Source organism: Streptomyces sp. DH12 (assembly GCF_020873895.1).
Taxonomy (GTDB): domain Bacteria; phylum Actinomycetota; class Actinomycetes; order Streptomycetales; family Streptomycetaceae; genus Streptomyces.
In genome coordinates, this window is sequence record NZ_JAHWGT010000001.1 from 63,797 (window position 1) to 90,172 (window position 26,376).

Genomic DNA, 26,376 nt, shown 5'->3' on the forward strand with positions numbered 1-26,376 from the left:
CGGATCCCGCCATGCGCCGGCGGCCGACCGGCGGCTGTCCCACCCACCCACCCACCGCGGCGACGGAGGCACGCGTGAGCGACCCCGAGAGACCGGCCGCCCGGCGTCGAGCCCCGGGCCGCCCCGTTCGGCCGCCGGGCCCCCCACGGCCGAACTGGACCGAGCCACCGCCGGGCGAGTCGCCGGCGGACCGCCCGCCGCCGCGGGGGGACCGCTGGTACGACACCGAGGCCGGCCCCCTCGTACGCCCGTACACACTCGCCGGCGCCGCCGGCGACCCGCCCGTCGGCACGTCGACGGCCGGCCTCGACCTGGTCGCCCTGGTGGCCGCCGTGGCCGAGCCGCCTACCGGCGGGGCCGGGGAACACCTGTTGGGCCCCCGGCACCGCACGCTCCTCGCCCTCTGCCGTGCCGGCTCCCGGTCCGTCGCCGACCTGGCCACCGGGGCGGGCCTGCCCGTCGGCGCCGTCCGGGTCCTCCTCGGCGACCTCGCCGGGGCGGGGCTCGTCACGGTCCACCGCCCCGCCCCGGTCGTGCGCCCACCCGACGGGCACACCCTGAGAGAAGTGATCGATGGCCTCCGCACGCTCTGAGCTCCTGCCCCTGAAGATCCTCGTCACCGGGGGCCTCGGCGCCGGCAAGACCACCCTCGTCGGCGCGGTCAGCGAGATCCGCCCGCTGCGGACCGAGGAACCGGCCGCCGCGAGGGGGCCCGGCGGCGTCGGAGCCGTGGGAGCGGGGGAGCGGAGGACCACGACGCTCGTCATGGACTTCGGCCGCATCACCCTCCGTTCCGGCCTGTCTCTCCACCTCTTCGGCACGCCGGGGCAGGACCGCGGCGCGTTCCTCTGGGACGAGCTGGCACGGGGCGCCCTGGGGGCCGTCGTCCTCGCCGACACGCGCCGCCTCCAGGACTGCTTCCCCGCCGTCGACCAGCTTGAGCGCCGGGGCGTCCCGTTCGTGGTCGCCGTCAACTGCTTCCCCGGTTCGCGGCCCCACGGCGCGCACGACGTCGCGGCGGCCCTCGACCTCGACCGCGGTACTCCGGTGGTGCTGTGCGACGCCCGCGACCGCGACTCGGGCAAGGAGGTGCTCGTCCGGCTGGTGGAGCACGCGGCCCGCGTCCACGCCGCCCGCCTCCTCGACGCCGTTCCGTGACCAGGTGGGCCGAAGGGTGCTTGCCGGGCCCTCCGGGGTGGGTAAGGCTTACGCGGGAACGGGGAAAAACGGGGACATGCGGAACGGGGAGGACCGGGCATGGCGCTCGAGAAGGAACTCGACTGGCTCCTGGACGACTTGACCAAGCGCGTCGCGCACATACGGCACGCCCTGGTCCTGTCGAGCGACGGGCTCGTCACCGCCGTGAGCAGCGGGTTGGAACGGGAGGACGCCGAACACCTCGCCGCGGTCGCGTCGGGCCTGCACAGCCTCGCGCGCGGGGCCGGACACCACTTCCGGGTCGGCGGCGCCCGCCAGACCATGGTGGAGTTCGACGACGCGTTACTCTTCGTGACGGCTGCGGGGGAGGGGAGCTGCCTCTGCGTGCTCAGCACGGCCGAGGCGGACGTCGGCCACGTCGCGTACGAGATGACCCTCATGGTGCAGCGCGTCGGCGAACACCTCTCCGTGGCCAGCCGCCGCCCGGGCGGCCGCGGCACGCTGTGACGGGCGGCCGCGGCCGCGGCTCGGCCGGCGGCTCCACGGCCTGACGCTCTGACGACCTGACGGCCTGTCGCTCCGACGGGCCGCCGCGGTACCGCCCGAGCACTCCTGACGACCGCCCGCGAGCACCGTCCGCGGGCGGTTTTCCACAGGACCGGCGGAGCCGGCCGCACCCCGCTGATATCGTCACGCAGAGTGATCGACAGGCGGGGGGTGTGATGGAGGGCGACCAGGCGGTACGGACAGGGGGAAGGCGAGACCGTCACCGGCCGGCGGGGGGCGGCCCCGGAGCCGGGACCGGGACGGGGCGAGAGTGCGGCGGCGGTCGGCAGGGGCCTCGTCGGCTCCATCGCCGCACCCGACGGGGACCGCCCCCAGGTGGCGTGGGAGGCTCCGGGAGCGGCTCGGCCGGCGGCGGTCGCGCGCCGGTGGAGCGGCCGGCGAGGAGCGCCGCTCCACCGGGGCCTGTCCTCCGGATGGCGCCGGGCGCCGCCGACCGACGGGACCCCCCGACACTCCCTAGCCGCGGGCGCGCGGGACGACCGACGACAGCACCGCCGGCAGCGGGTACCAGTCGGACGACACCACGCTGGCGTGGCGTCCGGACAGCAGGCCGACCCGGTCACGGGCCTGCTCCTCGGTCGGACGGACGCCGTCGATCGCCGGGGCCACGCTGTGCGCGTCCGTCATGACGACCAGGTAGTTCCGCCGCGCGTACCAGGAGGTGTCCACCGAACCGCTCGCGTACGCCGACGCGTCCCCGTCGAAGACGACGAACCACGGCCGCAGGGCGGCGTCCGCGTACCGCTCACGCGGGTCGCCGGACTGCGCCCGGTGCACGGCGGGGAAGGCCGCGGCCTCCCGCAGCCGCCCGGCCGCCGCCAGGTCGCGCAGGTGCGTGGCGTACTCGCGGTCGGTCCACAGGGAGTCGGCCGGATTGTCCTCCTCCACCGTGCCGGGGATCAGCTCGACGAGGAACCTGCCGGCCATCCGGTCGCGGGAGGGCCAGCCGTCGGCGCGGACGGCCGCGTCGAGGTCCGCGTGCCCGCGGACCAGATCGGCGGGCCGGAACAGGGCGTCGCCCAGCCGAGCGGTCAACAGCGCGTCCAGCGCGGCCGGGCCCCGGCCGAGGCGCCCCGCGAAACCGTCCTTCAACTCGATCTTCAGCAGCACGGGCCGGTGCCCCGGATGGGCGTCGTGCCAGGCGCGGATGTCGGCCAGGCAGCCGCCGAGGTCCTGGTTGCGGGCCTTGGTACGCAGCTCGCCGGCGTGTGCGACGTTCTCGCAGTTGTTGTCGTTACCGAGAGGATTGCTGTGCGACACCCTCCAGGACCGGCCCAACGCGTTCGTCCACACGTCCAGCTCCAGCATCCCGGCACCCGAGTCGAGCGCGTCGGCGAAGTACCGGAACTTGCTCTTCTCATACGCGTTGTGCACCCCGACCGAGGTCGACGCGCCGTACGACAGCTGCCCCGCGTCCACGGCCGACGCCGGGCCGGGGCCCGCGCCCAGTACCAACATCCCCGCCGCCGCAGCGGCCCCGGCGGTGCGCGCCAACGTCCCCATGTCGTCCCCTGCTTCCTGATCGGACCGGTCGAAGTCCGCCGAAGAGTAGGGGAGTTCCGTGAAGGAAGGGAGACCTGTGACTTGACCCGCCGCCACGCGCCGGTGTCGCCGTGGCGACGGCCACCGGCCCGTGCCGTCCGCCGCACGTCCCGCCCGCGTGCGGCCGGCGGGCGGGGCGGGCACCATGGCGGCATGCTGCTGGCCCGAATCGCCGACGTGTCCGACCAGGTGGCCGCCGCCTCGGCGCGCTCGCGGAAGATCGCCGTCCTGGCCGACCTGTTCTCCGCGACCCCGCCCGCGGAGGCGCCGCTCGTCATCGCCTACCTCGCGGGCCGCCTGCCGCAGGGCCGTATCGGCGTCGGCTGGAGCACCCTCAGGGAGCCGGTCCCGGCCGCCGGGCACGCCACACTCACCGTCGCCGACGCCGATGCCGCGTTCACCGCGCTCGCCCGGCTCTCCGGCCCCGGGTCGCAGGGGGAGCGGCAGCGGCTCGTGCACGAGCTGATGGCCGCCGCCACCGCGCCGGAGCAGCGGTTCCTGCTCAGGCTCCTCACCGGTGAGGTGCGCCAGGGAGCGCTGGACGCCATCGCCCTCGAAGGGGTGGCCCGGGCCGCTCACGCCCCCGCCACCGACGTGCGCCGCGCCGTGATGCTGGAGGGGTCCCTGCCCCGTGTCGCCACGGCGCTCCTCGCCGAGGGCCCCACCGCGCTGGAGAGGTTCCGCCTCCGCGTGGGCACTCCGGTGCAGCCGATGCTCGCGCACACCGCGAAGGGCGTCGCCGACGCGCTGGCCGCCCTCGGCCCCTGCGCCGTCGAGGAGAAGCTCGACGGCATCCGCGTCCAGGTGCACCGCGACGGTGACGACGTGCGGATCTACACCCGTTCCCTCGACGAGATCACCGACCGCCTGCCGGAGGTCAGGCAGGCCGCCCGGGCCCTCGCCGGTGACGCACTCGTCCTGGACGGCGAGGTGATCGCCCTGGACGCGGACGGCCGGCCCGTCCCGTTCCAGGAGACCGCCTCACGCGTCGGGTCACGCCTCGACGTGGCGGCCGCGGCGGCCACCCGGCCCGTGTCGCCCGTCTTCTTCGACGTCCTCGCCGCCGACGGGGCCGTCCTCCTCGACCTGCCCGGCCGCGACCGGCACGCCGCGCTCGCCCGTCTCGTCCCCGAACCGATGCGGGTGCGGCGCACCGTCGTCACCGATCCGGCCGACCCGGCGCAGCGCGCCGCCGCCGAGGCGTTCTTCACCGACACCCTGGCGCGCGGCCACGAAGGCGTCCTGGTCAAGGCGCTCGACGCGCCCTACAGCGCGGGCCGCCGCGGTCGGTCCTGGCTCAAGGTGAAACCGGTCCACACACTCGACCTGGTCGTCCTCGCCGCCGAGTGGGGACACGGCCGGCGCACCGGCCTGCTGTCCAACCTGCACCTCGGGGCCCGTGCCGCCGACGGCACGTTCGTCATGCTCGGCAAGACCTTCAAGGGCCTCACGGACGACATGCTGCGCCGACAGACCGACCGGCTGCGCGAACTGGCGATCGACGACGACGGGACGACCGTCCGCGTGCGCCCCGAGATGGTCGTCGAGATCGCCTACGACGGCCTGCAGCGCTCCTCGCGCTACCCGGCCGGCGTCACCCTGCGCTTCGCCCGCGTCCTGCGCCACCGGCCCGACAAGCCCGCCGCGCAGGCCGACACCGTCGAGCAGGTCCTGGCCGGGCCTCAGTCCCCCGTGGTGTAGCGGTGCCGCGCCCAGGTGGGCAGGACGAACCAGCACAGCAGGTACCAGGCGGCCACGCCGGACACCAGCCACGGCACGAACGAGTCGTGCGTCGCCACCCGCAGCACCAGGAGCAGCGCCGACACCATCGTCAGCAGCAGGAGCACCAGCCCGGTGAAGGTCAGCCGTGACGCCCACACCACGGCGTGCGGCTTGATCCTGCGGCCGGAGACGATCCGGTGGAACGACACCGGCCCGATCAGCGCCCCGGTGGCCGCCGCGCCGAGGACCACCGTGGTGATGTAGATGGCGCGGTCGAGGCCGGGCAGGTCCGCGAAGCGCGGGGTGAAGACCACGGTCAGCAGGAAGCCGAACAGGATCTGCACACCGGTCTGCGCCACCCGTATCTCCTGGACGAGCTCGCCCCAGCGCCGGTCGGCCCGCTCTTCGGGGGTCTCGCGCCGCCCGTGCGGCGGGACGGCCTCCCGCCCGCCCCGCTTCCGCCCGTCCACCCGGTCCCGGCCGGCGGGCCCGCCCTGCCGGGGCGTCCCGGGCTTCCGTGTACCCGGGCCGCCCGGGCCGCCCGGCCCGTCCGCCCCCTCCGCCGTGTCCGCCCCGCCCGTGTCACCAAGCTCGCTGCCACGCATGCCGGCCTCCCGACGTTGGTCCGCCAGTCCCTTGGTAACGCTCCGGGCGCTCCGAATCCACCCCTGCCGCCCGAAAAGTTCCCCCGGCCGCCCGCGGTGCCTCGCGGTCTGGTTCGGGCTGGGCCGCCCCGGGTCCGGCCGCGCTACGGCACCGGGAGGACGCGCGCCGGGTGTCGCGCTGCCGGGACGTGACCGCGGGCCGGCCCGCGGCGATGCTCGTACGACCCGTCCGGGCCGCGCCCGGGCCGCCGCCACCCGCCGAAGGGAGCCCCGTCCCATGCGCCCGCCGGAGCCTCCCAGCGCCCCTCCGCCGCCGCCACCCGGCCGTCCGCGAGGTACCCGACCGCCCCCACCAGGCCGCAGCCGTCCTGCCCCACCTCAGCCGCCCCGCCCCCGGCCCCGACCGCTCCGCCCCGGCTCCGACCATCCCGCCCCGCCCTCGACCGTCCAGCGCCCGGCCCGGCTCCGGCCCCCGTCGAGCGTGCACGGTGCGGCGGGCACCGGTGGCGGCCGCGCGGGCCGGACGTCCGGCCCACGGCGTGGCGTGCCCGCGCGGTCGCGGGGCATCCGGATGTGCGGCGTGGTCCCGGTCCCGCCCGCCCGGTCCCGCCCGGAGCGGGCCGCGACGCCTCCCGTCCGCTCCCGGCCGGGCGGGCGTCCGCGCCGGAAAGCCGCCCGAGCCACCGCACCGAGAGGAACCGACCCCATGACCCGTGCCGCCGTGTTCGACGTCGACGGAACCCTGGCCGACACCAACCACCTGCACGTCACCACCTGGTGGGAGGCGTTCCGCCAGGCCGGCCACCAGGTGCCCATGCACGCCGTGCACCGTGCCGTGGGCCTGGGCTCCGAGGACCTGGTCGAGCACCTTCTCGACCCGGACCGGGACAGGAGCGGTGACGCCGCCGTCACGGCCGCGCACACCGCCCTCTACGGCACGTACTCCGACCGGCTGCCCGCCTTCCGGGACGCCGGCCGCCTGCTCGGGGTGCTCGCGGAACGCGGCTGGACGGTCGTCCTCGCCACTTCCGCCGGCGGGGCGGAGCTGGACGCGCTGCTGCGGGCCATCGACGCGGGGGACGCCATCAGCGCCGTCGCCAGCGCCGACGACACGGAGGAGGGCAAGCCCGCCCCCGATCCCGTGCGGCACGCGCTGGGGCTGGCCGGGGCGGAGGCCGACAGGTCCGTCTTCGTCGGCGACACCGTCTGGGACATGAAGGCCGGCACCCGGGCGGGCGTCACCTGCGTGGGCGTGCTCTGCGGGGGCATCCCGCGCGCGGACCTGGTCGAGGCGGGCGCCACCGCGATCTACGCGGACCCCGCCGAACTCCTCGCCCACCTGGACGAGAGCCCGTTCGGCGGGGCCTCGTGACGCCGTCCGGCGGCCCGGCGCCGGGTCACTTCCCGAGCTTGCGCTGCAGCTCCGACTTGTTCATGGAGGACCGGCCCGGGATGTCGCGCTTCTTCGCCTCGGCGTACAGCTGGTCGTACGTGGGCCCCTGGGAGCCGCTGTGCGAGCGCTGACCGCCCCGCTTCGACGACGACTTGTCCTGCGTCGACGTCTTGCTCGCGGTCTTGGACTCGCCGCTGCGGGCCCGCTCCTTGTTGACCGTCCGCGCGGCGATCTCCTCGGCGCGCTTCTCGCTCTCGCCGCGGCCGCGCGCGCTGTCCTTGATGTGCTCGTACTGGCGTTCACGCTTCGGGCTGGAACCTGCGGGCATGGCCCTTCCTCTCCTCGGTGACCCCCGTCGACCTCACCCTGGTACCAGGCGGCCGGGGCCGCAAACACACGGCGGCCACCCGCGCGCGGCCCGGAAGTGGCAGCCCTGCGTCATCCGTGGCGGTATGGGGAAGACGGGTACTCGTCCCGCAGCACCCGACGGAAGGACGTGGTGAACGAAGATGGCAAGCGACCAGGGAAGGGACACGGGGGACGGTACCGCCGGCGGCCACCGCGCGGACTGTGACGTCACCGTCCAGCTGAGCGACTGCGGCCGCGCCGACGCGGAGGCGGTCTTCGACGTGCTGGACCAGGTCTTCGCCGGCTGCGAGGACGTGGCGCCGGCGTCGGGTTCCGACGGGCCGGAACCGACCGTGTGGATGGCCACGTTCGACAGCTCCGCGCTCTCGGGCGACCCCGCCGGCACCCCCCGGCTCAGCGCCCCGGTGGAGGCCCTGCTGACCGGGGACAGCCACGCCGTGGACGAGGTGGTGAAGGTCCTCGACCGGCTCTTCGAGGTGCGGTCCACGCAGCACGTCTCCGGAGAGCACGAACGGGAATCGCGCCTGCTGCTCGCCCCGCGCTGACGCTCCAGGCGGCGGACGCCGAGAAGACGCCACGGACGGCACCGCGAAGACCGGCGCGTCGACGCGCTGACGGAGGAATCCCGGCCCCGCGCCGGCCCGCACCACGGGCCGGTGCGGGGCCGTGCGCGACCCCACTATAAATACTGTGTATACACCCTGTGTACAGTGCAGCTCGTGGCCCTCTCCGGGCCTCCTTCCCGACCCTCTCGAAGGAGAGCCGCACCGTGCCGTTCCCGCTGCCCTCGGCGTCGCCCGCGACGCGCGTCCCCCGCACCCCCCGCCGTCGCCGGACCGCCGTCCTCGCCGCGGCCGCCTCTCTCGTCCTGGCGCTCGGCGGCTGCTCGGTCGACACGGTCGCTCCCGCCGACGCGCGCGACGACGCCAAGGGCGAGGCGCCGCGCCCGGTGGACTGCCGCGAGACCGCCTGCATAGCCCTCACCTTCGACGCCGGTCCCGGCAAGGACACGCCGGAGCTGCTGGACATCCTCAAGGCGAAGAAGGTCCCCGCCACCTTCTTCCTCCTCGGCAGCAAGCACGTCGACCGCTACCCGGACGTCGTCCGCCGCATCGCCGCCGAAGGGCACGAGGTCGCCAACCACACCTGGACGCACCGCAACCTCACCGACATCGAGCCGGACGAGATACGCGAGGAGCTCCAGCGCACCCAGGACGCCGTCGAGCGCCTCACCGGCCGAAAGCCGACCCTCATGCGCCCGCCGCAGGGCCGCACCGACGAGACGGTCTCCGAGATCTGCCGCGAGCTGGGGCTCTCCCAGGTCCTGTGGAGCGTCACCGCCAAGGACTACGCCACCACCGACTCCGACCTGATCCGTGAACGGACCCTCAAGGACGCCGACAGGGACGGCATCATCCTGCTCCACGACATCTACGACGGCACCGTCCCCGCCGTGCCCGGCATCATCGACGAGCTGAAGGCGCGCGGCTTCACCTTCGTCACCGTGCCGCAACTCCTCGCCCCCGCCACGCCCGAGCCCGGGAAGGTCTACCGTCCGTGACCCGCCCGCGCGACACCACCGGCGCGGTCCGGCCGCGGCTCGTTCGGCCCCCTGCCGCCGCGGCCCCGACCGGGGCATCCTGGAGCGGTGGGGCCGGTCCGCGTCCGCCCGCCCCGGGAGCGGAGGTGAGGGACCATGCCCGCCGGGGAGAAGGTCCTCCTGGTCGACGACCGTGAGGACAACCTGTTCGCGCTGCACAGCGCCCTCTCGCCGCTCGGCTTTCCGCTGGAGTCGGCCACCAGCGGCGACGCGGCGCTGAAGGCGGTACTGCGCGGCGGCGTCGCCGTGACCGTCCTCGACGTGGTGATGCCCGGCGTGAGCGGCCTCGACGTCCTGCGGTACATGCAGCGGCTGGAGCAGACACGGCGCATCCCGGTCATCCTGGTGACCGGCATGGGGGTCGACGCGCAGCTGTCCCGCACGGCGATGCGCCTGGGCGCGGCCGACCTGCTGATGAAGCCGATCGACCCGTGGGCGCTGTGCATCAAGGTGCGGTACCTGCACCATGCCGCCCGCGGCCGGCCCCTCCCGGTGGAGGCCCCGGGCCGCCAGGAGTCACCGGCGGCGCCGGCCTGGTCGGCGCCGTCCGCGGGACCGGACAGGCCACCCTCACCCGCGGACCGGGCCGGCCGCGCCGGATACCCGTAGGTCGAGGGGCGCACGCGCCGGAGACGGCCGGCCGGGACGCCCGCAGGGGGCTGCCCGACGGGTCACCGCAACCGCTCGGCCGCCCGCTCCGCCCGTTCCGCCGCCTCCCGCGCCCGGCTCCCGGCCCGGTCGGCCTCCTGCTCGGCGTCCCTGGCGCGCTCCCGCGCCCCGCGCACGGCTCCACGCGCCGCCTCCCGGAGCCGCCGGGCCTCCTCCAGACGGGCCGTCAGCTCCTGAACGCCGGCGTCCGCCTCCCGTACGCGCCGCTCGGCCGCCCGCACCTCCTTGCGGGCCGCGGCCGCCGCACCCTCCCGCGCGTCAGCCTCGCGGCGGGCGCGTGCGGCGTCCTCCTCGGCCCGCGCCACCTCCGCCCGCAGCCGCCGCTCCTCCCGGGCCCGCCGCTCCTCCTCCCGGGCCCGCCGCCGTTCCTCCTGGCCCCGGCCCCGTTCCTCCTGGCCCCGGCCCCGTTCCGCCTCCCGGGACCCGGCCCGGGCCGCCGCGCCGTCCCCGCCCGCACGCCCCCGCGCGGGAACGCCACCGGCGGCGACCCCGGCACCGCCACGAGCGGCGGTACCACCGCCGGCCGCCATATGCCCGGCAGCCCCGCCGCCCGGGGGCGCCAAACCGGCCGGGGGGAACCCGACCGGTGCGCTCAGGGCCTTGCTCAGCCGCCCGGCGGCCCACTCCGCGGCCGCCTCCGGATCCGCGAGGGCCGCGTGCAGGGTCGCCTCCACCTGTTCCCGGGCGGCGTCCCCCACCCGCTCGCCCGCCTCGGCGGCCAACCGCTGCGCCTCCCGGGCCAGCGCGGCCACCAGGACGTGCTGCCGGCGGCCCAGCTCGCGCAGCCCGGCGCCGTCCGACTCCCGGTGCGCCTGACGCAGCCCGTCGCCGAGCGCGACGAGCGAGCGCGTCTCCTCCGGCTTGGCGCGGACGAGGAGGTTGCTCGCCCAGGCCGCCAGGGTCGGGCGCCGCAGCGCCCTGATCCGATCGGCGAGCGCCCGGTCCCCGGCGGTGCGGGCCTGGGCGGCGCGCTGCTCGCGGACCGCGGTGAACCGCGCGGGCCGCAGGCCGTACAGCTCGTCGGCGACGCTTTCGAGATCCATGGCTCAGGCCCCACGGCTCGCTCCGGCGGGGGCGCTGCCGCACCCCGCCCACACCCTCACTATGCCCCCGCCGGCTCCGGTCGGCCCGGGAGCCGCCCGCCCGTGCGGTCCCGGGGCACGGCAGCGGCCCGCGCCGTACCGGTGGCAAGGGGAGGCTGCCGCCGGTGACGACGCGGGCCGCGGGAAGTCGGCGCCGGTCGCGTCAGAAGGCGAAGACCGGGGCACCCTCCGTCGTCTGGACGCAGGAGTTGCCATACGTACGCTCGAAGCTGACACGCCGGCCCTCCCAGACGCCCTGGGCCGTGACGACGACCGGGTCGTAGATCTTCACGCAGGGGCGCGTGCTGTCGCTCCGCAAGGCGGAGAACCGGCCGTCAACGGCCCGCAGGGCGCCGCACGCCTCCTGCGGGGCCGGATGGGTCCCGCCCGGGGACGGCATACAGGTGAGGGTCACCGCGCGGAGCGGGGTCGCCGTCGCGGCGTCCTCACCGCCCGCCACGGTCAGGACCAGCGCGCTCGGGGCGTACAGGCGCGACTCGGCCGTGTCGCCCGCCTCCGCGGCGCCGGCGGCCGGGGCCAGCGCGGTCATGGCGGCGGCCGTGATCAGCCCGAATATGGCGGTGCGGCGCAGCGGGTTCCGCTTGTGCGTCATCGTCCTCACTCTTCCTTCGAATCCATTGGTCGGGGACGGTGAACAGCCTGCCGACATGGGGCCGCTGACGCACATTCAGTGAAGGTTTTCAGGTTCGGTCCCGCTTTCAAGCAGTGACGCGAAAGCTGCCCTGGACTGTTACGGTGCGTCACCTGGCATCACGTCACCGCTGGTTGGTCGCCGATCGTACATTCGGTTCAAAAGTGCACGATGCGCAGATTGGTGCGGAATGTGAGACGCAACATGTCCGAAACGCGCCGGTAACACCCGCGTTTCGCTGCCGGCCGCACCGTTCCGACGGGGCTCCGAAGCGCCCCGCCGCCCGCCCCCGTTCACCGTGCCTGGTCGGCCCGCTCCTCCCGCTGGAGCGCGAAGTCCACGATCGACCACGGGGTCAGGGCGTCCTTCTTCACCAGGGCGACGCCGCCGTCGTCGGGTGCGGCCTCCGACGCGTCCGCCACGCTGGGGGAGTGCGGCGCGGCCGGGGCCGCCTGGGCGGTGCCGGCGGCGCCGGTGGCGGCGAGCGCGCCGGCGGCCGCGGCCAGGGCGACGGTGCGAAGGTTCATGATGTGCCTCTCCGTTGGGGTGCCGGCGGCGACCGGTTCGCGGGTCGCGGCGCCGTGCGGGACCGGGTGTGCGGTTGATCAACGACGGCGCGCCGCGGAGGTGTCGTCGCCGCCGCCGTCCCGCTGAACCGGTGCGCGGTCCGGGCGGTCCGGCGGGCGGCCTGTCGGTGGCGTCTCGGGCCGCGTGCCGGGCGCCTCTCGGCGCCGGTTTCGGGGAGCGGGGGAGGAAAAGTTCCATTTGACCCGAATGGCGGAGCAGGGGTTATATGGTCGTAAAGGGCAGATAAAGGCTTCTCTAGGAGGCGGGCCCAGAAATGACCACGCACCCGACCATCGAGCAACACCCCGATCTCGCCGAGATGCGCGCTCGGTTCGAGCGGGCCACCAGTACGCCGCGCGGCCAGGCCATCGAGGCGTTGGCGTTCCTCACCGGTGTCTACCTCGCGGCGTCCCCGTGGATCGCGGGGTTCAGCGGGTTCACGACCCTCGCCGTGTGCAACCTGATCCTCGGTGTCGCCTATGCGCTGTGCATGGGCGGCCTGGGCTCCGCCTACGAGCGGACCCACGCCATGGCCTGGTGCGCCGTGGCCATCGGTGCCTTCACGATCATCGCGCCATGGGTGGTCGCCGGAAACGTCGACACCACCCGCACCGTCGTGAACAACATCATCGTCGGTGTCGTGGCCCTGCTGCTGGGGGCCGCCATGGCCGCGACGGGCGAACGCCGCGGCGGCGGCGGCCGCGCCCGCCGCAACCGCCCCGTGCCATGACCTGACCTGACCGACGCGTCGCGGGGGGGGCCCCCCCCGCGACAGGTCCGGCCGGAGAAGCCGGAGAGAGAAAGGGAACCGCGGAAACGAAGGGCCCCGGGCCGCCCCGAAGGGCGGCCCGGGGCCCTGAGCGGCCGCGCGGGCCACCCACGGTTCACGACGCGGGCGCCTCGTGCCGCATGGGCGTCAGCTGCTCGATGTCGTACCGGGAGCGCAGAGCGGCGATCGCCGCGTGGTCCGGCGAGCCGCCCGCGTCGAGGATCTCCAGCAGCTCCTCGAAGTACCGCTCGTGGTCCGGGGGAGGGGACGCCTGGAAGAACATCCTCGCCGGCCGGTCCGACCGGTTGGCGAAGGCGTGCGGGCACCCCGGCGGCACCACGATCACCGTGCCGGGCGTCGCCCGCACCGTCCGGCGGCCGGTCGTGGACTCCCAGTTCCGCCAGTCGTCGCGGGTCCGAACCCGCGGCTCGAAGGCGAGCACGTCCAACTCGCCCTCCAGCAGGTAGAACAGCTCCTCGCTGTGCGCGTGGACATGGGCCCCGACGTCGAACCCCGGAGGCACGACCACCTCGAAGCTCGACGCCGTACGCGAGTGCTCGCCCGTGACCTTGAACGTGACCTCGTGGGCGGGCACCGCCAGCGTCCGGCCGTGCCCGGTCGGCACCAGCAGCCCGTCGGGTGCGTGCGCGCTCATCCCCACTCCACCGGCATCGACTCGGGCCCCCGGATCAGCGCCCCGCGCCGGAAGCGGACCTCCTCGGCGGGTACGGCCAGCCGCAGCCCCGGGAAGCGGTCGGCGAGGGCGTCCACCAGCAGTTCCGACTCCAGCCGGGCCAGCATGGCGCCCACGCAGTAGTGCGGCCCGTGCCCGAACGCCACGTGCGGGTTGGGCGCCCGGTCGAAGTCCAGCCGCTCCGGGTCGGGGAACACGTCCGGGTCCCGGTTGGCCGCGAGGTACGACACGTACACCGCCTCGCCCGCCCGGATCCGCGCCCCGGCGACCGTCACGTCCTCCAGGGCGATCCGCGACAGGCCGACCGCGCTGCGGTGCGGGATGTACCGCAGCAGCTCCTCGATCGCCCGGCCCCGGCCCGCCGGATCGGCGCGCAGCCGCTCCATCAGGTCGGGACGGGTGAGCAGGATGAAGAGCATGTTGCCGGTGTTGTTCGTGACCGCCTCGCCGCCGATCTGGATGAGCAGCGACAGCCCCACCGACTCCGACTCGGTGATCTCACCGGCCTCGACCGCCGCCGACAGCAGCCCGATGACGTCCTCGCCGTCCCCGCCGCCGGCACTGCGCCGCCGCCGCATCGCCTCGGCGAAGTAGGCGCACATCTCCTCCTTCGCCCGCTGGCTGCGGTCCGCGCCCTGTGCCGAGGAGAGGATGAGGTTGGTCCACTCGTGCATGCGCGGCCGGTCCTCGGCCGGCACGCCCATCAGCTCGCACACCACGGCCAGCGGGAACGGCCCCAGGAGCCGCTCGGTCAAGTCGGCCGGCGGCCCGTCCCGCAGCACCCCCTCGACCAGCTCGTCGAGCATCTCCCGCGCCCGGTCGCGCAGCCGCTCGACACCGCGGGTGGTGAACGCCGGCGCCACCGACCGGCGCAGCCGCGTGTGGTCCGGCGGGTCCTCGAACCCGACCGCCCCGTCCACCGGGATGAAGTGCGGCGCCAGCCGGGTGACGTCGTTCTCCACGACCAGCTTCCGGCTGAAGCGGGGGTCGTTCGTCACCGCCCGGACGTCGTCGTACCGCGTCAGCAGCCACGCCCAGCCGGACCCGTTCGGCAGCTTGACGCGGGTGACCGGGCCCTCCTCCATCAGCCCGGCCAGCACCGGGTCGAAGTCGACGCCGTCCAGGTCGAGCGCCGGCCAGTGCCGTACGGGCGGCAGCTCGGGGCCGGCGCCCACCGCGCTCGCGCCGGCCTCCGGCGCGGTCGTCGTCGTTGTCTCATCCAGCACGGTCGGGCTCCTCGGTGTCCGTGTACGCGTCGACGAAGGCGTTCGGAGCCACGGTGGAGACCGAGGCGGCCCCCACCCGCGACCGGGCGCCGACGGCGGCGGCCGGCGAGGAGCCGGACGTCGTCCAGCGGCCCAGGGACATCTCCGCGGTGATGCCGGGCCCGAAGCCCGCCAGCAGCCCGCGCGCCGACTCGGGGGTGCCGCCCTCGTCGAAGAGCCGCCGCAGCGCGTCCAGGACGACGGCGCTGGCGATGTTGCCGTACTCCGTGAGCGTGGCCCGGCTGAAGCGGAACGCCTCCGGAGCCACCCCCAGGAACTTGCTCAGGTCGTCCAGGATCCGCGGACCACCGGCGTGGATGATGTAGAAGTCCAGGTCAGAGGCGTCCCACCCGTGCTGGCCCGCCAGCTGCTTGAGCGCCGGCGCCAACGGCTCCATCGTCCCCGGAACCCGCTTGTCCAGCTTGAAGTGGAAGCCGGTGTCCCGGACGTCGTAGGCGATCCAGTCGACCGTCTCCGGCACCAGGTAGGAGCCGTTGCGCTCCAGTGCCACACCCGTGCCGCCCTTGCCGCGCATGACGGCGGCGGCGAGCCCGTCGCCGAACAGGCCGTTCGACAGGAGGTTGCCGACGCCCAGGTCGGTCGGCTGGTAGCAGAGCGAGCAGAACTCGCACGCCACGATCAGCGCGTTCTTGTCCGGGTACGCCGTGCAGAAGTCGTGCGCCCGGTTGATGGCCGCACCGCCCGCCGCGCAGCCCAGCTGGGCGATGGGCACCTGGCGGGTGTCGCTGCGGAAGTCCATGGTGTTGATCAGCCACGCCGTCAGCGAGGGCATCATGAAGCCCGTGCACGACACGTAGATGATGACGTCGATGTCGGCGGCGCGCAGCTCCGCGTCCTCCAGCGCACGCCGTATCACGGCGGGCACCCGTGCCTTCGCCTCGGCCTCGTAGACGGAGTTGCGCTCCTCGAAGCCGGGGTGCTTCAACGTCTCCTCGATCGGACGGAGGATGTGCCGCTTGCGCACCCCGGTGTTCTCCATCAACCGCAGCGCCAGCGGAAGCTGGGGGTGATCCGCGTGGATGGTCCGCGCCAGTTCGAGCGTCTCCTCCATGGTGATCACATGCTCGGGGACGGACACCGCGGGTCTGCACAACGTGGCCATGATGTCGAGCCCTTTCGTCGCGTGTTGCTCGCGTTCACTCAAAGGATGTGGGAGGTCCGACGACGGCGCGCGTCGAGGCGTATCCGCGCCGTCACCGCGAACGGCCCCGCGGATCCCCCGTCCGCAGGCGGGGCTGGGACGACGCGCCTACGGGCCGCTCCGACACCTCACCCGTCCGGCCGCCACCCGCCCGCGGTCCGCGGCCCCCTCGCGGGATCCGGCGGGGACCCGCGGGCGGTCGCCGCCACGCCCGCCGGGAGGGCGTGGCGCCGCGCGGATGCGGAGCCGCCCCCGCCGTCGCACGATGGACCAATGCCCCACCACCTGCGAATAGTTCACGGCTCACCGACGGCTGCGGAGCTCGCCGCCGTCACCGCGGTGCTCGGCGCCCTCGTCTACGGCACCGCCGAGCACACGGCCGGGCGCCCCCGCCGCCGCCCGCACCGCGCCGAGTGGGACCGGTACTGGAACCCGCACCCCGCCCCCCACTCCTGGTGCGCCCGCGGCCCCCGGCTGCCCTTCCACCGGCACCCGTAGGCGCCGGACGGGTCGGCCGGCCACCCCGTCGGCCCGATCGGCCCGGACGACCAAGACGGCTCGGACGACCGGGGCGGCCCGGACGACCGGGACGGCCCGGACGGTCAGCGCCTCGCCGCGCCGTCCCGGCCGTCCCGTACGCCGTGCTCGGCGAGCCGGCCCACGACGAGCCCCCGTGCGCGGCAGTCGGCGACGACGCCCGGCAGGGCGTCCAGGGCCGACCGCCACGAACCGGGCGCGCACATCGCGTCCGAGTCGTGCAGCAGGACCGTCGCCCCGCCCCGCAGCCCGCGCGCCACCTCGGCGCGCACGCCCCGCGGGGTCGCGGACGCCGTCCAGTCACGTCCCCACGCCGACCACAGCACCGTGCGCAGCCCCGCCGCCCGCGCCGCCGCCCGCCGGCCACCGGTCAGCACCCCGTACGGGGGCCGGTACCAGAGGGGCCGGCGCCCGGCCACGTCCGCGACCAGCTCGGCCGCCCGCGCCACCTCCCGCACGTCGCGCAGCGGCCGGGGCGTCCACGGCCGGTCGTGCCGCCAACCGTGCACGGCCAACTCGTGCCCCTCGGCCACGACGGACCGCCCGAGCTCCGGCGCCCGCGCGAGCCGCTCGCCCAGCACGAAGAACGTCGCCCGCACCGACAACCGGTCCAGCGCCCGCAGGAACAGCGGCGTCGTGACCGGGTCCGGCCCGTCGTCGAAGGTCAGCGCGACACGGCCCGGATCGCCCTGCCCGTCCAAGGCCGGCCACAGGGCCCGGCGCACCCCCGGCAGCCAGGCCGCCGCCGGCCCCACGTGCCAGGCGGCCAGGCCGGCCGCCGCCACCGCTCCCGCCGCGCCCGCGTGCCGTACGGCACCGCCCGGCCCCGCCGCCGCGCGCGCCACCGCTTCCGCGCGTCCCACCGCGCCCGCGTGCCGTACGGCGGCGTCCCGCGCCGCACCGCGCCCCACCGCTCCCGCCGCCGTCACCACGTCCCCTTCCCGTCCTCCCCGCCCGTCACCAGCGGCGACCTCGCCAACTCCACACACGCCACCACCAGGACGACCACCGCCACCGCCTCGAAGACGCCCCGCGCCCCCACGGTGACCCGCTCCTCGAACAGCACGACCCCCAGCACCACGCTCAGCAGCGCGTCACCCATCGTCAGCGCCGGCTGCGACGCCACCAGCGTCCCGGCCCGGAACGTCACCTGGAGCAGCACGAAACTCGTCAGACCGACCGCGACGGCCGCGTACAACTGCCACGTCCCCAGCAGCACGCCCACCCCGTCCTGGACCCGCCCCAGCGCGTCCTTCAGCAGCGCCGCCGTGACGGAGAAGCCCATCGCCGTGGCCGTGCCCAGCACCGCCGCCCGGGGCGCCGACGGCAGCCGCAGAGCCACCGCCACCAGCACCACCATGGCCGCGCCCACCGCCATCCCGGTCCACAGCCAGTCCGCCGCCGGCACCGTGGAGCGCCCGCCCGTCGGCTCGGCCAGCGCCAGGAACGCGGCGAGCCCGGCGGCCATCGCCCCGAACGCCCACCACGTACGCCGATCCGGGCTGCGCCGGAACACCACCCCGCCCAGCACCAGCGTGAACAGCAGCTCCGTACTCATCACCGGCTGCACCACCGCGAGCGGCCCCGTCGCCAGCGCCAGCGCCTGGAGGGCACCGGACACGCCCAGCACCACGGACCCCAGCACCCACGCCCGCCGCCGCAGCAGCCCCCCCGGCCACCACCCGCGCGCGGCCGTGCCCACGGGCCCGGCGTCGGCCGCCGCGCGCCGCTGGAGCACGGAGGCCGCGGCGTTGCCCACCGCCGCGAGCAGGGCGAGACAGATCGACAGGGCCAGCATCGCGGCGGCTCAGCCGAACCGCTTGGCCATGGCCCGGAAGAGGCCCGGCGCGGCCCCCCTGATCCGCGCCGGCACCGTCAGCCACGGCGGCGCGTACACCTCGTCCCGCCCCCGCACCACCGCCTCCCACAGCAGCTCCGCCAACCGCCCGACGGGCACCGGACGGGGCCGCGTGCGGTGGTACGGGACGCCGCGACGGGTGAAGAACGGCGTGTCGACGGCCCCCGGCACCACCGAGGTGACCCCCACGCGCGTACCGGCCAGCTCGTAGCGCAGGCTCTCGCCGAACGCCAGCAGCCCGCCCTTCGTCGCCGCGTAGACCGCCTCGTTCGCCACCCCCACGCACCCCGCCATCGAACTGACGAGGACCACCCGCCCCCTGCCGCGCTCCACCATCCCCGGCACCAGGAGCCGCACCAACTGCACCACCCCCGTCAGATTCACGGACACCAGCCGTTCCACCAGTTCGGGCGGGGTACGGGTGAACGGGCCCGCCCAGCCGATCCCCGCCGCCGCGACGAGCACGTCGACCCGGCCCCCGGCCGCCTCCGACGCCCGCCCCGCCAGGTCCTCCACACCGGCGCGCCCGTCCAGGTCCCCGGGGAGCGCCAGGCCGCCGGTACGGCGGGCCACCTCGCCGAGGCGCGTCTCGTCCCGGCCGGCGAGCACCAGCCGCCAGCGCCGCTCGGCGTCCGCGGCGAACCGCTCGGCCACCGCCTCGCCGATCCCCGACGACGCACCCGTGATGAGTACGACCGGCCCTGCCGTTCCCGCCATGCCAGACCTCCGGATCGAGCGGCTCCGCTTCCCCCCAGCCTCACGGTTCGCATCCGGGCCACCTCCCCACGACGGTCGGCAGGGCCCGCGAACCACCCGAACAGGCCCGTTCGGACCGCCCCGGGCGCCCGCCGGCGCCACCATGGAGGGGAACGGACCCCTTCCACCGGAAGGCGACCACATGACGCGGCGCTGCCTCGTCCTGAGCGCGAGCATGGGCGCGGGTCACGACGCCGTCGCCACCGAGCTGGCCCGCCGGCTGCGCGCCCGGGGCCACGACGTGCACCTCCACGACGTGCTGGCCCTCCTGCCCCCGGGCGCGGGGCCCGCCCTGCGCGGCTTCTACCGGACGGCGGTGCGCCGCACGCCCGCCCTGTACACGGCGATCTACCGGGTGTTCCTCGCCTCGCCCGGCCCCCGCCCGGACGGCGTCCGGACCGTCCCCCGCGCCGACACCTCCCCCCTCGCCATCTCGGCCGAGCGGCCCCTCGCCACGCTCGTCGAACGACTGCGCCCCGACGTCGTGGTCTCCACCTTCCACCTCGCCGCCCAGGTCACCGGCCGGATGCGGGAGCGGGGCGCGCTGCGGATACCCAGTGCCGTCTACGTCACGGACTTCGCCGTCCACCGCGGCTGGCTCCACCCGGGCAACGACCTGTACCTGTGCGTCAGCGACGGCGCCGCGGCGGCGGCCCGCGACGGCGCGGGGAGCCGCACGCTCGCCCCGGGGCCGGTCGTCCCGCCCGCCTTCCACTCCGGGTCGCCCCCCGACACGGGAACCACGGCCGATCCGGCCGGCCTGCCGTACCCGGCCCACTGCGACCGCCCCACTCCCGACCGCCTGGGCCACCCGCCTCGCCCGGACCGCCCCGTCGTGCTGCTGTCGGCCGGCGCCTGGGGCGTGGGCTCGGACCTGCCGCGGACCGCCGGCGCCCTGGCCCGCCACGGCCTGCGCCCGGTGGTCCTGTGCGGCCGCGACGAGCGGCTCCGCCGCCGTACCGCCCGCGTACCGGGTGCCGTGGCGCTCGGTTGGACGGACGACCTCCCCGGCCTCATGTCCTCGGCCCGCCTCCTCGTCGACAACGCCGCCGGGCAGACCGCCGTCCAGGCCCTCGCCGCCGGCCTGCCGGTCGTCGGCTACCGCCCCATACCCGGCCACGGCGCCGACGGGGTACGGCACATGGCCGCCGAGGGGGTGACCACCACCGCGGCCGACCTGCCCTCGCTGCTGGCCGCAGCCGACCTGCTCGTGCCCGACGGCCCCGCCCGCGACCGGCAGAGGGCCCTCGGCCACGCCCTCTTCCGCGAGGACGCGGCCGCCCTCGTCGCCGCCCTCACCACTCCCACGGCCCACGACCGCGCCGACGGCCGGGCCTGAGCCAGGATCGGCCCAAGTCCGTCCCAACGAACCGCCAAGCCCCGCACCGTCCCCGAGCCGCGGACGTACGGTGCCGGGCGTGACCTCGACACCCGCGCACATACCCGCTGCCCGCACCGACCGCCGCGCCCTGCTCCGGGCCGCCCTAGCCGGAGGTACCGCCCTCGGCACCGGCCTCGCCCTCTCCGCCACGCCGGCCGTCGCGGCGGGACACGCGCACCGGCCCACCACCCCGAGGGCCGCCCTCCGGGAACTGCGCGCCGGCAACCACCGCTGGGCCACCCGCCACCAGACGCACCCGCACGAGGCGGGTGCGGACCGGCTGCTGGCCGTCTCCGGGCAGCACCCCTTCGCGCTCGTCCTCGGGTGCATCGACTCGCGTGTCCCGCCCGAGCTCGTCTTCGACCAGGGCCTGGGCGACCTGATGACCGTCCGCTCGGCGGGGTGCGTGCTCGACGAGGCGGTCCTCGGCAGCGTCGCCTACGGGGTCCTCGAACTGGGCATCCCCCTCGTGATGGTGCTGGGCCACGCCTCGTGCGGCGCCGTGACGGCCGCCGTCCACGCGGCCGAGACGGGCGAGGAGCCACCCGCCCACATCGGATACGTCGCCGAGCAGATCCGGCCGGCGATCGACCACACCGGTACGGGGCCGGCCCGCGTCGACGCGACGATCACGGCCAACGTCCGGCTGGTCCGCTCCCGGCTCGCCGCCGAGCCCGACCTGGCCCGGCGGACCACCGCCGGCCGCCTCGCGATCGTCGGCGCGCGCTACGAACTCGGCACCCAGGAGGTACGCCTCGTCCCGTAGCCCTGACGCCCCGTCAGGCGTAGGGCCGCGGGAGCCGGTCGGCTCCCCGCTCCCGGCGACGTCGGTCAGCGGCGGACGCGCCGAGGCCGCGGCCCCGCGGCCCCGCGGCCCGGCGAGGATCCGCCGCCGACGCCGCCGGGGGCCTGGGGCGTGCGTGGCGCCGGCGGCCCGGTCAGGCTCCCGCCGAGGGCTTCAGGGCGCGCATCCGGCCGTCGAGTTCGCGCCGGTAGAAGTCGATGAACCCGTCCGGGTCGGGCCCGGCGTTCTGCATCACCAGCCGGTCGAAGCCCGCGTCGACGTAGCCCTGGGCCATCTCCGTGTAGCGCTCCGGGTCGTCGCCGCAGGCGAACGCCTGGAGGATGTCCTCCTCGCGGACCGTCGTCGTGGCGGCGTCGAAGTTCACCGGGTTCGGCAGCTCGCTCATCACCTTCCACCCGGTCACCGCCCACCGGGACGTCTCCCGGGCGGCCCGCGCCGCGGTCCGCTCGTCCGGCGCCCACGCCATGGGCACCTCGGCGTACCGGGGGCCGGACCCGCCGGCGTCCCGGTACCCCTGGACGATCTCCGCCTTCGCCTCGGTGGCGAACAGGGCGTCGCCGAGCTCGGCCGCCACGCGCGTGGAGGCGGGGCCGCTCGCCGCGACCGCCAGGAGGGGCGGGGTGTCGGGCAGGTCGAAGACGCGCGCGTCCTCCAGCGTGAGGTGCTTTCCCTGGTACGAGCGGTAGCCGCCGCTCCACAGCAGCCGGATGATCTCCAGTGCCTCGCGGAGCATCTCGTGCCGGGCGGTCACCGCAGGGTAGCCGCCGCCGATGACGTGCTCGTTCAGCCGCTCGCCCGAGCCGACGCCGAGCACGAACCGCCCGTCCGACAGCAGCGCGAGCGTCGCGGCGGCCTGGGCGACGATCGCCGGGTGGTAGCGCATGGTCGGGCAGGTGACGCCGGTGGCGAGCCCGATCCTGCTGGTCCTGGCCGCGATCGTGCCCAGCACCGTCCAGGCGAACGGCGAGTGCCCCTGGTTGTCCAGCCAGGGGTGGAAGTGGTCGCTGATCTCGACGAAGTCGAACCCGGCCTCCTCGGCCAGCACGGCCTGCCGCACCAGCTCACCCGGCCCGTACGCCTCCGCCGCCAGCTTGTAACCGATCTCCATACGAGATGCCTCCAGGTGGAACCGTCTGGTCCGCGCAGAGGTACCCCGCGGGCACGCCCCCTAACGGGCGCCGTCGGCGGACGCCGCCCGAACGGGTAGCGCGTCCCCGCGCGCCGGGTCATATGGCGTACGGCCACACGGTGAGCATGTGCGCGCCGTACCAGCACCCGAAGAGCACCGCTCCCGCCAGGACGGCCACCGCCGTGCGCGGCCGGGCGCCCGCCAGGGCGCGGGCGGGCGGCAGGAGGAAGACGAGGGCCGGCACGAGCAGCCGCAGCTTGCAGTGGAAGTAGTTGGACTGGCCGAGGGCCATCACGACGACCGCGGTGCCGTAGACCAGCAGCGGCGGCCAGCTGTCCCGCCGCCACGCCGCCGCGGTGAATCCCAGCAGCACCAGGACGAGCAGGGCGGTGCTCACCGGCACCCAGCCGTCCTCGCGGGGCAGGACCTCGCCGAGGAAGCGCAGGAAGGCCGCCCCGTTGTCCCACCGCGTGCCCCAGCCGGCCTCCTGTATCAGGAACCACGCGTCCATGCGCCCGACGCGGTCGCCGACCCAGGCGAGGTAGGCCGGGGTCCCCGCGCAGGCGAGGACGACCGCGGCGACGGGCCGGGTGGCCGGGCGGCGCGCCCGGAGCATGTGCTGGGCGGCCGCCACCGCCACCGCCAGGGCGACGGCCGCGGCGACCGGCCGGGTCAGGCCGCACAGCAGGGCCAGGGACCCCGCCGTGAGCCAGGCCCGCCGGTGCGTCGCCAGCAGCGCGCCCGCGGCCAGCGCGGCGAACAGCGCCTCGCTGTACCCCATGAAGAACGTCAACGCCATGGGCTGGGCGCCGGCGAGCAGCACGATCCCGACGAGCGCCGTGCGGGCGCCGTGCAGCCGGGCCAGCAGGGAGTGCACGGCCCCCAGCATGGCCAGGACGGCGAGGTGGGACGTGCCGAGCGCCGCCGTCCCCGTGTCGACGCCGGTGAGGGCCGCCACGGCGCGGGTGAGCAGCGGGTACAGCGGGAAGAACGCCAGGTCGTTGCCGGCCGGTTCGCCGTCGGGGGAGTGGTTGAGGCCGTCCGGGTACCCGTGCGCCGCTATGTCCGCGAAGTGCCGGGCGTCCCATGCCAGCAACCGGGCGCGTACCCCCTCGCCCCCCGGTGGGGCCATCAGCGCCAGCAGCCACAGGTGCAGTGCCAGGCTGCCCGCGTAGACGAGGCCGACCGCGGCCGCCGTCCGGGCGGCCGCCTGCCCGGACCGGGTTCTCCGCCGCGCCGGCGGGTCCGGCGGGACGGCGCCGCGCGGGGCCGTCCCGGCCTCGACGGGGACGGGAACGGCCGGGAGGGGGGCGGCCTGGGCGGGGACGGCTCGGGCGGGGAGGGTCGGGACGGTGGGACGGGACAGGACGGCGGCCCGCTGGGTGGGGGTCGGCACCGGCATCGGCTCCTTCGGCGGGTCCCGTACGGACCCGTTGGTCGGGGTGGGCGATGCCGGGGATACGCCCGGTGGCGGGCGTTCGGTTGACAGGCGTGACGCGGGTCACTGCCCAAGCCGCGAGGTCGCCGCCGCCGATGTGGCCGCGCCCGTCGCCGCAGGCGGGGACGTCGTCGTCGGCGGGGGCGGCACGGGCACGGTGCTCGTGCCGGGCGACATGGGCGACCGCGTCGGGACGGAGGAGGGGGAGGAGGGGGAGGGGGCGGAGGACGGGGACGGGGAGGCCGTGGGAGACGGGGTGGTGGAGACGGTCGGCGAGGGCGCAGGCCGCGGCCCCGTCGGCGGCTCGCCGGCCGGCCGGCCGATCCACACGGCGAGCAGCACCGCCACCGCGCCGCACGCCACACCCGCCCCGGCGGTCGCGGTGCGTCGCCGCCGCAGTGCCCTGCCGCGCTCGCGTACGTCCCTCAGGTCGGCGGGACGGGAGCGTTCGGCCACCGACAGGGCCGCGTGGCGCAGCTCGGCCGCCAGCCGGTCGTCGTGCTCAGGCATCGCGGTCCTCCGTGGCGGGGACGTGGTCGTCGAGGTGGAGGGCGAGCTTGCCGCGCGCCCGGGAGAGGTGGGTCTTGACGGTGCCCGACGACAGCCCCGTCTCGACGGCTATCTGCTCGACGGTGAGGTCGCACACGTAGAACAGGGCGGCGCACTGGCGCTGCCGGGCCGGCAGGCGCCGCAGCGCGGCGCCGAGGTCGACCGTCGCGGGGTCGGGTTCGCCGCCGGAGGTGGCGTCGCCCCGGCGGCGCCACGCGCGCTGCCCGCGCACGATCCGGCGCCACCGGCTCACGGCGAGCCGCCAGGCCACGGTGCGTACCCAGGCCTCGGGCCCCAGGTCGGCGTCCAGGCGGTGCCGCCGGACCCAGGCACGGGCGAACGCCTCCTGGACGACGTCCTGTGCCTCGTGGAAGTCGCCGGTCATCACGTACAGCTGCCCGGTGAGCCGCCGGGCCGCCTGCGCGTAGAACACGGCGAACTCCTCGTCGGTCACGGGGGCTCTCCAGGCGGTCTTCCGGCGCGTGCGGGGCGTGCGGGGCAGCACGTGCGCCCGGGGCGCGCGCGGGTGGGTACGGGTGGTCGGTCCGGTCGGTCAGGGTATCCGGCGCGCCCGCCGCGCCCGCGTCCGGCGTCCCTTGCCAGGCACGGCTGAGGGAAATACGGGACGAACGTGCATGTCCGCGCGACAGCGGGTACCCGGGCCCTCGTGCCGAGCGCGGCGGCCGAACCGTCGCGCCACCGTCACGAGAGAACGAGGAGCGACTGATGAGCAAGGTGAAGGAGACCGTCGAGGTCGAGGTGCCCGTCCGCACCGCCTACAACCAGTGGACGCAGTTCGAGGAGTTCCCGAACTTCATGGAGGGCGTCGAGGAGGTCCGGCAGGTCGACGACAAGCACAACCACTGGACCACGAAGATCGGCGGTGTCCGGCGCGAGTTCGACACGGAGATCATCGACCAGCTCCCCGACGAGCGCATCGCCTGGCGGACGGTGAGCGGCGACACGCAGCAGAAGGGCGTGGTCAGCTTCCAGCGGGTCGACGACACGCACACGCGCGTCGAACTCGTCATGGACGTCGAACCCACCGGCATGGCGGAGAAGGCGGCCGACCTGACGGGCACGATCGACCGCCGGGTGAAGGGCGACATGCGCCGCTTCAAGGACTACATCGAGACGCGGGGCGGCGAGTCCGGCTCCTGGCGCGGCCGGATCAAGCCCGGCGACTGACGAACGACCACCGGTCGGGCCGTGACCGCCCGTGACCGAAGCCGAGGGGACCGCGTACGGCGCGGTCCTTTCCGCTGTCCGGGCCCGCGAACCCACGCGACCGCCGGCCGGCCACCGTACGGGGTCGCCGCCCCGAAATGGCTACATTGACATACCTATCTGAGTAGACCTATCCTCGCGGGGTGACCCCCTCCCGCGCGTCCCTCAGGGACACCGAACGGCTGGCCGCCGCCCTGGCGGAGTGCCTGCCCGCGCTGGAGCGCGCCCTGGAGCGCCGGGTCGCCCAGGACATCGACCACCCCAAGCCGCCCGAGGGGCAGCTCGCGTTGCTGCGGTACGTCGCCCGCCACGAGGGCGCGACCGTGCGCGAGGCCGCCGACGCCCTGCTGATGAGGCCGAACAACGTCAGCGCCCTGGTCTCCCGACTGACCGACGCGGGCCTGCTGGAGCGCCGGCCTGACACGACCGACAAGCGCGTCGCCCACCTCCACCCCACTCCGCGGGCCCGCCGGGAGCTGGCCGAGGTCCGGCGGCTCCGCGGCGCCCACGTGGCCGGGGCGCTCCACCTCCTCACCGACGGCGAGATGGACGCCCTCGGTTCGGCCGTCGGCGCGCTCACGTCGCTGACACGCCACCTCCACTCCGCGGCCGAGTAACGCCCACCGGCGCCCGGCCCCGGCCCGCGCGCCCGTAGCGGCCCCGGCATCCGACGGCCCGGGTCCTTCACGGACCCGGCTTCGCCTGCGCCCGCGCCGCCGACCCGCGCCCGCCGCCCGCCCGATCCGCACCGCCCCCGGCGCCGTCGCGCCCGCCCGCACCCGCGTACCCGTGACGCGGGCGCGGCACGGCGGCGCGGCCCGACACGGAGGCGCGGCCCGACACGGAGGCGCGGCCCGACACGGAGGCGCGGCCCGACACG

At 75.8% G+C, this 26,376-nt stretch carries 30 protein-coding genes; 14 read left to right on the forward strand and 16 right to left on the reverse strand.

Features of this window, described 5'->3' with window-relative positions; all coding sequences use genetic code 11:
* Positions 1 to 74 precede the first annotated feature (74 nt).
* From LPA54_RS00275 to LPA54_RS00285, 3 genes are all read left to right on the forward strand, one after another.
* Complete coding sequence (locus tag LPA54_RS00275; RefSeq protein ID WP_228972986.1) at positions 75 to 593, forward strand: DUF742 domain-containing protein; 519 nt, start codon at positions 75 to 77, stop codon at positions 591 to 593.
* The gene (locus LPA54_RS00280) at positions 574 to 1,158 is read left to right on the forward strand and encodes an ATP/GTP-binding protein (protein ID WP_228972987.1); all 585 of its coding nucleotides are present in this window, start codon (positions 574 to 576) and stop codon (positions 1,156 to 1,158) included. Before LPA54_RS00275 ends, LPA54_RS00280 begins: the two co-directional genes overlap by 20 nt.
* Positions 1,159 to 1,257: 99 nt before the next feature.
* Positions 1,258 to 1,665 (forward strand): roadblock/LC7 domain-containing protein, encoded by a 408-nt coding sequence (locus LPA54_RS00285; protein WP_228972988.1) that lies wholly within the window; start codon positions 1,258 to 1,260, stop codon positions 1,663 to 1,665.
* A gap of 516 nt (positions 1,666 to 2,181) precedes the next feature.
* Here the strand turns inward: LPA54_RS00285 and LPA54_RS00290 are convergent.
* Positions 2,182 to 3,228 carry a phosphatidylinositol-specific phospholipase C domain-containing protein gene (locus LPA54_RS00290; protein ID WP_228972989.1) on the reverse strand — a complete coding sequence of 349 codons (1,047 nt, stop codon included), beginning with the start codon at positions 3,226 to 3,228 and terminating at the stop codon, positions 2,182 to 2,184.
* Between the two features lie 192 nt (positions 3,229 to 3,420).
* On the opposite strand from LPA54_RS00290, the gene LPA54_RS00295 reads away from it, so the two are divergent.
* A complete protein-coding gene (locus LPA54_RS00295) occupies positions 3,421 to 4,968 on the forward strand; it encodes an ATP-dependent DNA ligase (protein WP_228972990.1) in 1,548 nt (515 codons plus the stop codon).
* Here the strand turns inward: LPA54_RS00295 and LPA54_RS00300 are convergent.
* Positions 4,950 to 5,459, reverse strand: coding sequence for a DUF6328 family protein (locus LPA54_RS00300; protein ID WP_228973245.1), 510 nt, complete (start codon positions 5,457 to 5,459; stop codon positions 4,950 to 4,952). The two genes, LPA54_RS00295 and LPA54_RS00300, sit on opposite strands and share 19 nt — an antisense overlap.
* A gap of 841 nt (positions 5,460 to 6,300) precedes the next feature.
* Between LPA54_RS00300 and LPA54_RS00305 the strand changes: the two genes are divergently transcribed.
* Positions 6,301 to 6,966, forward strand: coding sequence for an HAD family hydrolase (locus tag LPA54_RS00305; RefSeq protein WP_228973246.1), 666 nt, complete (start codon positions 6,301 to 6,303; stop codon positions 6,964 to 6,966).
* 25 nt (positions 6,967 to 6,991) lie between these two features.
* Here LPA54_RS00305 and LPA54_RS00310 read toward each other — a convergent pair whose 3' ends face one another.
* Complete coding sequence (locus tag LPA54_RS00310) at positions 6,992 to 7,315, reverse strand: plasmid stabilization protein (protein ID WP_228972991.1); 324 nt, start codon at positions 7,313 to 7,315, stop codon at positions 6,992 to 6,994.
* 181 nt (positions 7,316 to 7,496) lie between these two features.
* Between LPA54_RS00310 and LPA54_RS00315 the strand changes: the two genes are divergently transcribed.
* The 3 genes from LPA54_RS00315 (at position 7,497) to LPA54_RS00325 (ending at position 9,565) form a co-directional block, all read left to right on the forward strand.
* Positions 7,497 to 7,901 carry a hypothetical protein gene (locus tag LPA54_RS00315; RefSeq protein ID WP_228972992.1) on the forward strand — a complete coding sequence of 135 codons (405 nt, stop codon included), beginning with the start codon at positions 7,497 to 7,499 and terminating at the stop codon, positions 7,899 to 7,901.
* A gap of 323 nt (positions 7,902 to 8,224) precedes the next feature.
* Complete coding sequence (locus LPA54_RS00320) at positions 8,225 to 8,917, forward strand: polysaccharide deacetylase family protein (protein ID WP_228973247.1); 693 nt, start codon at positions 8,225 to 8,227, stop codon at positions 8,915 to 8,917.
* Between the two features lie 135 nt (positions 8,918 to 9,052).
* A complete protein-coding gene (locus LPA54_RS00325) occupies positions 9,053 to 9,565 on the forward strand; it encodes a two-component system response regulator (protein WP_228972993.1) in 513 nt (170 codons plus the stop codon).
* A gap of 62 nt (positions 9,566 to 9,627) precedes the next feature.
* On the opposite strand, the gene LPA54_RS00330 is transcribed toward LPA54_RS00325, so the two are convergent.
* The 3 genes from LPA54_RS00330 to LPA54_RS00340 form a co-directional block, all read right to left on the reverse strand.
* Positions 9,628 to 10,668: a hypothetical protein gene (locus LPA54_RS00330; protein WP_228972994.1), complete on the reverse strand. Its 1,041-nt coding sequence runs from the start codon at positions 10,666 to 10,668 to the stop codon at positions 9,628 to 9,630.
* 202 nt (positions 10,669 to 10,870) lie between these two features.
* Complete coding sequence (locus LPA54_RS00335; RefSeq protein WP_228972995.1) at positions 10,871 to 11,320, reverse strand: subtilase-type protease inhibitor; 450 nt, start codon at positions 11,318 to 11,320, stop codon at positions 10,871 to 10,873.
* Between the two features lie 332 nt (positions 11,321 to 11,652).
* The gene (locus LPA54_RS00340; protein ID WP_228972996.1) at positions 11,653 to 11,886 is read right to left on the reverse strand and encodes a hypothetical protein; all 234 of its coding nucleotides are present in this window, start codon (positions 11,884 to 11,886) and stop codon (positions 11,653 to 11,655) included.
* A gap of 314 nt (positions 11,887 to 12,200) precedes the next feature.
* Here LPA54_RS00340 and LPA54_RS00345 point away from each other — a divergent pair, with 314 nt between their 5' ends.
* Complete coding sequence (locus LPA54_RS00345) at positions 12,201 to 12,656, forward strand: SPW repeat protein (RefSeq protein ID WP_228972997.1); 456 nt, start codon at positions 12,201 to 12,203, stop codon at positions 12,654 to 12,656.
* Between the two features lie 154 nt (positions 12,657 to 12,810).
* Here the strand turns inward: LPA54_RS00345 and LPA54_RS00350 are convergent, their stop codons facing one another.
* The 3 genes from LPA54_RS00350 to LPA54_RS00360 are packed head-to-tail and all read right to left on the reverse strand — an operon-like array spanning position 12,811 to position 15,777.
* Complete coding sequence (locus tag LPA54_RS00350; protein ID WP_228972998.1) at positions 12,811 to 13,350, reverse strand: cupin domain-containing protein; 540 nt, start codon at positions 13,348 to 13,350, stop codon at positions 12,811 to 12,813.
* The gene (locus tag LPA54_RS00355; RefSeq protein ID WP_228973248.1) at positions 13,347 to 14,564 is read right to left on the reverse strand and encodes a cytochrome P450; all 1,218 of its coding nucleotides are present in this window, start codon (positions 14,562 to 14,564) and stop codon (positions 13,347 to 13,349) included. Before LPA54_RS00355 ends, LPA54_RS00350 begins: the two co-directional genes overlap by 4 nt.
* Before the next feature lie 40 nt (positions 14,565 to 14,604).
* The gene (locus LPA54_RS00360; RefSeq protein ID WP_228972999.1) at positions 14,605 to 15,777 is read right to left on the reverse strand and encodes a type III polyketide synthase; all 1,173 of its coding nucleotides are present in this window, start codon (positions 15,775 to 15,777) and stop codon (positions 14,605 to 14,607) included.
* 312 nt (positions 15,778 to 16,089) lie between these two features.
* Between LPA54_RS00360 and LPA54_RS00365 the strand changes: the two genes are divergently transcribed.
* Positions 16,090 to 16,314, forward strand: a complete 225-nt coding sequence (locus tag LPA54_RS00365) for an acyl-CoA carboxylase subunit epsilon (RefSeq protein WP_228973000.1) — start codon at positions 16,090 to 16,092, stop codon at positions 16,312 to 16,314.
* Between the two features lie 104 nt (positions 16,315 to 16,418).
* Here LPA54_RS00365 and LPA54_RS00370 read toward each other — a convergent pair whose 3' ends face one another.
* The 3 genes from LPA54_RS00370 to LPA54_RS00380 all read right to left on the reverse strand — a co-directional run bounded on the left by LPA54_RS00370 (position 16,419) and on the right by LPA54_RS00380 (position 18,928).
* Positions 16,419 to 17,138, reverse strand: a complete 720-nt coding sequence (locus tag LPA54_RS00370) for a polysaccharide deacetylase family protein (RefSeq protein WP_228973249.1) — start codon at positions 17,136 to 17,138, stop codon at positions 16,419 to 16,421.
* A 140-nt stretch (positions 17,139 to 17,278) separates the two neighbouring features.
* Entirely contained in the window at positions 17,279 to 18,151 is an 873-nt protein-coding gene (locus LPA54_RS00375; protein ID WP_228973001.1) for a DMT family transporter, read from the reverse strand.
* A gap of 9 nt (positions 18,152 to 18,160) precedes the next feature.
* Positions 18,161 to 18,928 (reverse strand): SDR family oxidoreductase, encoded by a 768-nt coding sequence (locus tag LPA54_RS00380; protein WP_228973002.1) that lies wholly within the window; start codon positions 18,926 to 18,928, stop codon positions 18,161 to 18,163.
* Between the two features lie 181 nt (positions 18,929 to 19,109).
* Here LPA54_RS00380 and LPA54_RS00385 point away from each other — a divergent pair, with 181 nt between their 5' ends.
* On the forward strand, positions 19,110 to 20,306 hold the full coding sequence (locus LPA54_RS00385; RefSeq protein WP_228973003.1) for a galactosyldiacylglycerol synthase: 1,197 nt from the start codon (positions 19,110 to 19,112) through the stop codon (positions 20,304 to 20,306).
* Positions 20,307 to 20,385: 79 nt separating this feature from the next.
* Positions 20,386 to 21,114, forward strand: coding sequence for a carbonic anhydrase (locus LPA54_RS00390; RefSeq protein ID WP_228973004.1), 729 nt, complete (start codon positions 20,386 to 20,388; stop codon positions 21,112 to 21,114).
* A gap of 172 nt (positions 21,115 to 21,286) precedes the next feature.
* On the opposite strand, the gene LPA54_RS00395 is transcribed toward LPA54_RS00390, so the two are convergent.
* From LPA54_RS00395 to LPA54_RS00410, 4 genes are all read right to left on the reverse strand, one after another.
* Positions 21,287 to 22,261: a TIGR03557 family F420-dependent LLM class oxidoreductase gene (locus LPA54_RS00395; protein WP_228973005.1), complete on the reverse strand. Its 975-nt coding sequence runs from the start codon at positions 22,259 to 22,261 to the stop codon at positions 21,287 to 21,289.
* A 118-nt stretch (positions 22,262 to 22,379) separates the two neighbouring features.
* Entirely contained in the window at positions 22,380 to 23,678 is a 1,299-nt protein-coding gene (locus tag LPA54_RS00400; protein WP_228973006.1) for a hypothetical protein, read from the reverse strand.
* Positions 23,679 to 23,783: 105 nt separating this feature from the next.
* Positions 23,784 to 24,230: a hypothetical protein gene (locus LPA54_RS00405; protein WP_228973007.1), complete on the reverse strand. Its 447-nt coding sequence runs from the start codon at positions 24,228 to 24,230 to the stop codon at positions 23,784 to 23,786.
* Positions 24,223 to 24,723, reverse strand: coding sequence for a SigE family RNA polymerase sigma factor (locus tag LPA54_RS00410; RefSeq protein WP_228973008.1), 501 nt, complete (start codon positions 24,721 to 24,723; stop codon positions 24,223 to 24,225). Before LPA54_RS00410 ends, LPA54_RS00405 begins: the two co-directional genes overlap by 8 nt.
* A gap of 272 nt (positions 24,724 to 24,995) precedes the next feature.
* Between LPA54_RS00410 and LPA54_RS00415 the strand changes: the two genes are divergently transcribed.
* Positions 24,996 to 25,457: an SRPBCC family protein gene (locus tag LPA54_RS00415; RefSeq protein ID WP_228973009.1), complete on the forward strand. Its 462-nt coding sequence runs from the start codon at positions 24,996 to 24,998 to the stop codon at positions 25,455 to 25,457.
* Between the two features lie 182 nt (positions 25,458 to 25,639).
* Complete coding sequence (locus LPA54_RS00420) at positions 25,640 to 26,113, forward strand: MarR family winged helix-turn-helix transcriptional regulator (RefSeq protein ID WP_228973010.1); 474 nt, start codon at positions 25,640 to 25,642, stop codon at positions 26,111 to 26,113.
* Positions 26,114 to 26,376: the final 263 nt, after the last annotated feature.